Origin of the sequence: Dokdonella sp., from assembly GCF_049593775.1 — a bacterium.
GTDB lineage: Bacteria > Pseudomonadota > Gammaproteobacteria > Xanthomonadales > Rhodanobacteraceae > Dokdonella.
The window spans coordinates 1-7,483 of record NZ_JBAWHJ010000319.1; the positions used below are offsets into that span (position 1 = coordinate 1).

Genomic DNA, 7,483 nt, shown 5'->3' on the forward strand with positions numbered 1-7,483 from the left:
TTCATAGGCAGTCCAGTCGGTGTCGGCCGGGGTGCCCTTTGTCTCGGCAAGGTATTTTTCCACCTTCGGTGCAGCAGTCACCAAACGCTGGGCGATATCCTGCACCTGTTGCGGCAACTCTCCGCTGCGAACAACGTTCGACTGCTGAAGTATTTCGCGATAGGACTGCAGGCCAAGCGCAGCTTCTTCATGTGCTGTCGTATCGAGCAACTGGTGGCGCCCGGTAAATGCGGCGTCATTGCTGTTGCTGAAATAGTAGTACGCAAAGTAGAGGCCGAATAGCAGTATCGGCCAGAGCTTGAGTCCCCGCCGGCTGCGCTGGCCATTCATCGATGCGGAACGATTGCCGTAAGGTCCCATGATCAAACTCCCATTCTGTCCAACGCTGCCCCGTCTGCCCATTGGCGAGCCTCGTTCCAGGCAACCCCTTCATCCAATACTACAGTTCCCGAACCACCCTGAAGCCAACTCGTGCACTGCGCGCGTCGGCCGGCACCGATAGACGGTAGGCAGAACGCACCTGTTCAGGTGAGCTTCCCCACGATCCACCACGAATGACGCGGCGCTCACAACCCGGATTGATCCAGGCCTTGCTGTCGCGCGGCGCCCGCGTGTAGTTGTCGTGCCAGCAATCATCCACCCATTCGGACAGATTTCCATCCAGATCGTAGATGCCAAACGGATTGGCCGGATAGTTCTTCACCGGCGCCGGCCCCCAGAAGCCATCGTTGTAACGGTCGAAAGCGCGCCCCCAGCTACGTTTGCTCGGCGAACGATCGCCATCTCCCGTGACATTAGTGAGCACGCCTGGAGGATCACCATCACCCCACCAGAAACGTGTGCTCGAACCGGCACGCAGGACATATTCAAACTCGGCTTCGCTGGGCAGCCGGTAGCGTTTTCCGGTGCGCTGCGAGAGCCACTCCACGTATTCGTTGGCGTCGTTCCAGGAGACGTTCAATACCGGCAGCTTGTCGCTGGCGCGATCGCCCTTGTAGTCACGCCGCCAGTCGATGCCACGGCGGTCATTCATGCGTCCGCTGCTCTCATCGTAAACGCTACCCGTGCCCAGCCGCTCGGCATCGCTGCGATAGCCCACGGAACTCGCAAATTGGCGGAACTCGGCCACGCTGATTTCTGACTGGCCCATTGCGAAGCCGGTAATGATCCGGACCTGGCGCTGCGGCTCCTCGTCATCCCGATGCCCTTCCTCATCCGCAGGCGATCCCATGGCGAACTCGCCAGCGGGGATGACGACAACCGGTGGCGCGACTCCGGTGGTGTCCAGGAACCGATCGCTGAATACCTGCCCCGGTTCGAAATTCGCGTACAGACGTGCGTTGCGAAGACGCTCGTTGAAATTATCCAGCCCGGCGAGATCGGTACTGATCGCCTGTGCCGACCGGGCCAGGGTTTCGGCCAGATCCGCGTTGCCGGCATCCAGTGCCGACCGCGCCTGTGCAAGTACCGTTTCACCGCGCTGGCGACGCAGCCCTTCGATCTGCGAGCGTGTATCAAGCAAAGCCTGGGAACCGGGCCTGATGGACGAAGCTTCAGCCAGAATCGCGTCAGCACTGGCAAATTCGTCCTGTGCCGCCGCATCCAGCGCCCGATCAAGGAAGCCTTTCTCGATCAAGCCAAGGCCTTCGTCAGCGATACGGTTTGCCGGATCGATCTCAAGAACCTTTCGATACACCGCCAGCGCGTTGTTGCTGTCTTCGCCGATCAGCCGATTCTGTTTGAGCAATTCTGCCGCAGCGGTCAGCATGGGCATGACTTCACGCAAGACCTTGAGCCGCGCGCGGAGGATTGCCAGTTCATTTTCCGAATGCGGAAGATCCGCAAATTGCGCAGCGTAGCGCTGGGCCTCCGCCTCATCACCTCGTTCAAGGGCGGCCAGGGACCAGTCCCTTACGGCTCCACCAATGCGCGCGAGTGCATCCAGCGCGGCCGGATTGTTCGGATCCAGGCCAAGCACTTGTCGATACAGACCAACGGCATTGTTGCCAGGCGGCTCAAACAACTTGCCCTCGTCTTCCTGCCTGCGGGCAGACTTGAGCAGCGCTGCCACTTCCTTGGTCACGGGCGCGGGGGGGCCCATTGCAATCGCCTCGGCCAGCGTTGTTCCGACGATGGGCTGACCTTCCTGCTCCTGGACAATCATCGGAGTGGACTGATCGATCACCCATGGCTTGCCACCCAGCGGCGCCGTCGTGTTCGTCTGGACCTGCGTTTGCGGCTCGAAATGCAGGATGCCGGGAAAGAAACGGTAGCCAAGCGCGAACAACAACACGACGATGCCGAGTGCTCCGCCAAGGTTGCGTTGCTTGTTGACGTTCTCGGTACCGGGCATTTTCGCAGGCATAAAGGCTGACAGCAGCGTGCCAGCACCTTAGGCTATCGCGGGAGGCGTCCGCAACCGCGATCACTCCACTCATTCACCTCCCGTAACTCGACAGGAAGGCACATCTTGGCAGCATGGATTGACCGTACCGAAAACTTGCTCGAATTCAATAGCCGCCCCGGCCGGCTGATTGGCCTGGACACCGAATTCATGCGCACGGACAGCTTTGCGCCGAAACTGGCTCTGGTGCAGGTCGAAATCGAGGGCCAGGTAGCGCTGGTCGATCCGATAGGTGGCATCGACATGGCCAGCCTTGCCTCTCGTCTGGAAGACACGCAGACCGTCTCGGTCATGCACAGCGCCAGTGAGGATCTCGATGCGCTCAGTCCGATCCTGCCCAACGGCATCGGCACCTTGTACGACACCCAGATCGCCGCCGCTTTCGCTGGATTGGGCGCGGGTCTGGGCTACCAGAAGCTGGTTCTGGCGGTTTGTGAGGTGGATCTGCCAAAAGGCGAGACGCGTTCCGACTGGCTACGTCGCCCGCTCAGCCCGCAGCAACTCGAGTACGCGGCACAGGATGTCATCCACCTCCCCGTCATCCATGCCGATCTCTCGGCGCGTCTGGCCCAGCGCGGATTCAGCGAATGGCATGCCGAGGACTGCGCACGCATGCTCGAGCGGGCACGCAATCGGGAAATCGATCCACAACCGCAGACCGGCTATCGAGGCGCTTCGGGATGGACACGCGAACAACAGGCACTGCTTAGGCGCGTCCTGTTTTGGCGGGAAACCACAGCAAGGCGCATCGACAAGCCGCGTCCATGGATCCTGGATGATCCACGCATCCTCGATCTGAGCTCGAGTCCGCCCTCGAACATCGATGAGCTGGCCGAGCGCTGCCGCGGTCTGCGTGCGCTGCGCGGACCGGAACGTGTCGAATTGTTCGAGTTGCTGCACCAGCCACTGACTGCGGATGAACTGGAATTCGATGCGATCCCGGCCTCTGCCGACGGAGAGGAGCGACGCATGATTCGCGCCCTCAAGGAGATCGTAGTTGCCAACGCCAGGGAACTGGACATACCGGACGGCCTGCTTTGTTCCCGCATGCATCTCGAAACACTGTACTTGTCGCGCCGATGGCCGACGGCACTTGAAGGCTGGCGCAGGACCATTCTGCACGATGCCTTGATGGAACACCTGAGCGAGTAAGGCAGCGATGGCGTGCCGCGGGTTCCCCAGTGGCCATTCGGCCTTGACATGTCCCCACGGAAGCTGAAGCCATCCGGGCGAAAATTCCGCCCTCGCTTGGCGACATCCTGACCATCCGATATGATCGACTGACGTATTGGGAGCCGGCCCCAACCGGATTCTCTCCCTTGCCAACGTCTATCGGGGCGGTAGCTCAGCTGGGAGAGCGTCGCGTTCGCAATGCGAAGGTCGTGGGTTCGATCCCCATTCGCTCCACCAATAAAAAAACCCGGCGATCGCCGGGTTTTTTTATTGCTTCAATCGAAGAATCGGATGGCGAGCACGAGGTCTCCGCCAGACCAGGTTCGGATTTTCACTTCAATGCGTGTCAGGCGATCTCCTCCGGAATCAGCAACCACAGGATCAGGTAGACGATGATGCCCGGAAACGCGACCGACGCGATCGAGACGATCACGAAGAGCACGCGGACCAGGGTCGAGTTCCAGCCGAAACGTCGGGCGATTCCGCCCATTACGCCGGCAAGCATTCGGTCGCTACGCGATCGGGACAAACTTCTTGGCTTGTTCATGGGTACCGAGTCTAACCGCTCGCAGGCTTGCTGCCGAGGGCCTTCGCGTAGGCGCTGATGCGCTTGGCATTCTTGCCCACGTCACTTTGGCCGACGCGGGAAACCGAGCGAATATCGATACGACTGCCACTGCCTTCGGCTTCTATGCGAACAACGACATCGTCCTTGAAGCCGAACCAGAATGTCGTGTCGGTCGCTTCAATGCGTCCGCCGGAGCGATCGGCAGCGACGATTTCCCAGCCCATTTCACGCGCCACCTTCTCGGCGCGATCAAAAGCTTCGGAGGGCGCCAGGTCCAGAGTCTGGGTACGAATATCGGGGTAGGCTTGCGCTTGCAGTGAAGCGATTTCGGCACCGCCGTAGTCGGACGGATTCGCTGCGTCGGCGCGCAATGGCAATACAGCGACGAATTCGGGTGGTCGCTGCGTGTCGGTGGAGATATCGTGGATCATTGGCAGCGACTTGGCTTGTGATAGCCCGTACAGCGGAACAGCGACAACGGCAATTCCGACCACCGCACCCAACATCAGGGTAGCGGCATTGCCACGACGCGTACGCGGTATGACCAGCAGCAGCAAAGCCAGAACCGTCGCACCAAGACCGAGGTAAACAGCCCAGCGCATCAGCGCGAAACCGGTACGGAATTCCCACCAGTCCATCCTGCTGCCCGGCCCTGAGGCCAGCAACAGCACGAACGCAAGAATGGCCAGCAACAGGGGGATATGTGCGCGTTTCATGCTTGCACTTCCAGTCGGGGACGGGCTCGCAGTATCTCGCAATTCGAGCCGCCCGCAACCTTCACGGAATCCGACAACAGGCCACTGCGCTGCTTAGTGGGCAGGCGTTCCCCAAACCTGTTCAAGACGCTTGTCGCGACCGCAACTGTATCGATAGTACTTGTAGCGCACCGGATTCTTGACGTAGTAATCCTGGTGGTAGTCCTCGGCCGGATAGAACGTCGAGGCAGCAACGACCTGGGTGGCAAGCGGCTTGCCGAAATGCTGCGCATCCTCGAGCTCCAGCTTGCTTTGCACGGCAAGCTTCAGCTGCTCGGCATCCAGCGCGAAAATTGCTGACCGATACTGATCACCGTGGTCGCAGAACTGATAGTTGACGGCATACGGATCGATGTTGCGCCAGAACACGCCCAGAAGTTCCTGGTAGGTGACGGTGCGCGGGTCGTACACGATCCTCACCGCCTCGGCGTGACCGGTGCCGCCAGATGACACCTGCTCATAGCTCGGATTCGGCGTTCGCCCTCCGATATAGCCCGACGTCGTCGATTTCACGCCCGGCAATTTGTCGAACGGCGGCTCCATGCACCAGAAACAACCGCCGGCAAAAATTGCTACCGCTTCGTCGGCACCTGATGCCGATGCCGGCAAGGAACCTGCCGCCTGCTCACCCGGCAGGACCGGTGCAGACGAGTCTTCCGCTTGTTCGGCACATGCACTCACGAACGCCATCAACAGAATCGTCAACGGCAGCGTGCGACTCAACCTGCTGCGCAAACTCATGCTCATGTTTCAGCCCCTCAATGCAGGCAGGGCCTGCGATTCCGGCACAAAGACGAGCGCAACACCGTTGTTGCACCATCGCTCGCCACGCGGTTTCGGGCCGTCGTCAAATACGTGCCCCTGATGCCCTCCACAACGGGCACAGTGGTACTCGGTGCGAGGCCAGACCAGCTTGTAGTCCTTGCTCGTAGCGACATGCCCTTCGATCGGCTGGGTGAAGCTTGGCCAGCCCGTCCCGCTCTCGAACTTGGCGGCGCTATTGAACTGCGGCAGATAGCAGGCGGCGCAGACATACGTGCCAACTCGCTTCTCGTCATTCAGCGGACTGCTGCCTGCTCGTTCCGTATCCTCGTTGAACAACACGGCATAGGCAGCTGCGCTGACCAGACCGCGCCATTCTTCATGCGGCTTGTTCAATGGAACGATCGCAGATGCGCCAGCAGCAGCGGCTGGCGCCGTTTCCGCCTCGGTTGCTCTCGAGCAGGAGGGCAGCAACGGCAGCGCAATCAAGGTGCCAAGACTACGCAAGAGGGAACGTCTATTCATTCATTTTCTCCGGAAGCAGAGCAAATCCAGGGCATTGCCGCGAAGGTAGCCGCATGCGATCGAACTTCGCATCAGCACCCGCCATGGATGCGTCTCATGGGGAGGGAGCCGCATCGTCCTGTCACCACGATAGTCCAATGGCAACAGCCCAATGGCAGCGTGGTCAAGCGCAAGAGACCGGGTCAGCTACCGATCCATTGCATGCGAAATGCGGCTATTGAAGTCATCGGTTTACACTGTGCGGTCACGCGGGCATCGAATTCCCATTCGAATGCCCTTGCATGGCGCCATGCCAAACTCGAAACCAAGGCCTCGCGATGCCAATCATGGAGCTTCCCCCCAGCCTACCCGAGCCCGTTCAGCAAAGCGCAATCGTTGTGGACATAGCGACATCCAGCACGGCCGCGTTGAATACACTGAAGCAGGATTCACACGTGCGCTGGTGGATCGAGCTTGGTGATCAACTGGTCGTGGTTGGTGATGCAGGTGAATTGCTCGCACGTGTGCCAGCCGACAAGACCCTCGGCACCGTGAACGGGTTCAATCTGGATCGATTGCGCCTGCACGGACGTGGCTGCGTGCATTCAACGCCTACGCCTGGCAGCTTGATTGCACAAGGTGGACGCTGGGAGTTGCGCCTGTTCGGGCCTGAGGAGTCATTGCCGACCCTGTCCGACAGCACCGGCCATGAAAGCGTCTGGCGCGAGGTGGAGCAAAACAGCATCATCGCGTGGCGATACCGGCCGGAGCCCATGGGCGCTGCCCCGGACCCGCTAATCCTGCCTGTGGTCAATTCAGTCAATGGTGCGCGCTGGTTCAGCGATGTCGAAACCCTGGCCAGTTGGGATCGCTCCAGCTACGGTCCGGAACTGGCCTTGTCCCGAGCCTGGATCGAAACTCAATTTGCATCACTCGGCCTTGAGGTCAGCGCGCCCGCATTCACGATGCCAGGGGCCGGCGGTGGTCAGATCAGCGTCAATAACGTGATCGGGCGCTGGACTGGAACACGCGCTCCCGATGAATGGATCATAGTTGGCGGCCACTATGATTCGCGCAACATAAGCCTGAGCTCGACGACTGATACACCAGGTGCAGAGGACAACGCCTCCGGCTGTTCGGGAGTCATCGAGGTTGCTCGCGCCCTGCTGGCATTCAAGCCTGAACGCAGCATTCTGTTCATGTGTTATGCGGGAGAAGAACAGGGCCTGTATGGCAGCAAGGCGCATGTTCAGTCGCTGCAAGGCAGCGGTGACATCAACAAGCTTCAAGCGGTTGTTACCATGGACATGATCGGAT

At 60.1% G+C, this 7,483-nt stretch carries 8 protein-coding genes and 1 tRNA gene; 3 read left to right on the plus strand and 6 right to left on the minus strand.

Going from position 1 to position 7,483, the window contains the following annotated elements; all coding sequences use genetic code 11:
- On the minus strand, window positions 1–360 hold a 360-nt coding region (locus WBP53_RS11060; RefSeq protein WP_423928867.1), incomplete at its 3' end, for a hypothetical protein.
- 79 nt (window positions 361–439) lie between these two features.
- Window positions 440–2,353: an SUMF1/EgtB/PvdO family nonheme iron enzyme gene (locus WBP53_RS11065; protein WP_423928869.1), complete on the minus strand. Its 1,914-nt coding sequence runs from the start codon at window positions 2,351–2,353 to the stop codon at window positions 440–442.
- A gap of 117 nt (window positions 2,354–2,470) precedes the next feature.
- Here WBP53_RS11065 and WBP53_RS11070 point away from each other — a divergent pair, with 117 nt between their 5' ends.
- The gene (locus tag WBP53_RS11070) at window positions 2,471–3,556 is read left to right on the plus strand and encodes a ribonuclease D (RefSeq protein WP_423928871.1); all 1,086 of its coding nucleotides are present in this window, start codon (window positions 2,471–2,473) and stop codon (window positions 3,554–3,556) included.
- A 182-nt stretch (window positions 3,557–3,738) separates the two neighbouring features.
- Window positions 3,739–3,814, plus strand: a tRNA-Ala gene (locus WBP53_RS11075).
- Between the two features lie 109 nt (window positions 3,815–3,923).
- Here WBP53_RS11075 and WBP53_RS11080 read toward each other — a convergent pair.
- The 4 genes from WBP53_RS11080 to msrB all read right to left on the minus strand — a co-directional run bounded on the left by WBP53_RS11080 (window position 3,924) and on the right by msrB (window position 6,187).
- Complete coding sequence (locus WBP53_RS11080) at window positions 3,924–4,124, minus strand: PspC domain-containing protein (protein WP_423928873.1); 201 nt, start codon at window positions 4,122–4,124, stop codon at window positions 3,924–3,926.
- Window positions 4,125–4,135: 11 nt separating this feature from the next.
- On the minus strand, window positions 4,136–4,861 hold the full coding sequence (locus WBP53_RS11085; RefSeq protein WP_423928875.1) for a DUF1499 domain-containing protein: 726 nt from the start codon (window positions 4,859–4,861) through the stop codon (window positions 4,136–4,138).
- Window positions 4,862–4,954: 93 nt separating this feature from the next.
- The gene (gene msrA, locus WBP53_RS11090; protein WP_423928877.1) at window positions 4,955–5,641 is read right to left on the minus strand and encodes a peptide-methionine (S)-S-oxide reductase MsrA; all 687 of its coding nucleotides are present in this window, start codon (window positions 5,639–5,641) and stop codon (window positions 4,955–4,957) included.
- Between the two features lie 9 nt (window positions 5,642–5,650).
- Entirely contained in the window at window positions 5,651–6,187 is a 537-nt protein-coding gene (msrB, locus tag WBP53_RS11095) for a peptide-methionine (R)-S-oxide reductase MsrB (protein ID WP_423928879.1), read from the minus strand.
- A 407-nt stretch (window positions 6,188–6,594) separates the two neighbouring features.
- Between msrB and WBP53_RS11100 the strand changes: the two genes are divergently transcribed.
- Window positions 6,595–7,483: M28 family metallopeptidase (locus WBP53_RS11100; protein ID WP_423928881.1), on the plus strand; the 889-nt coding region annotated here is incomplete at its 3' end.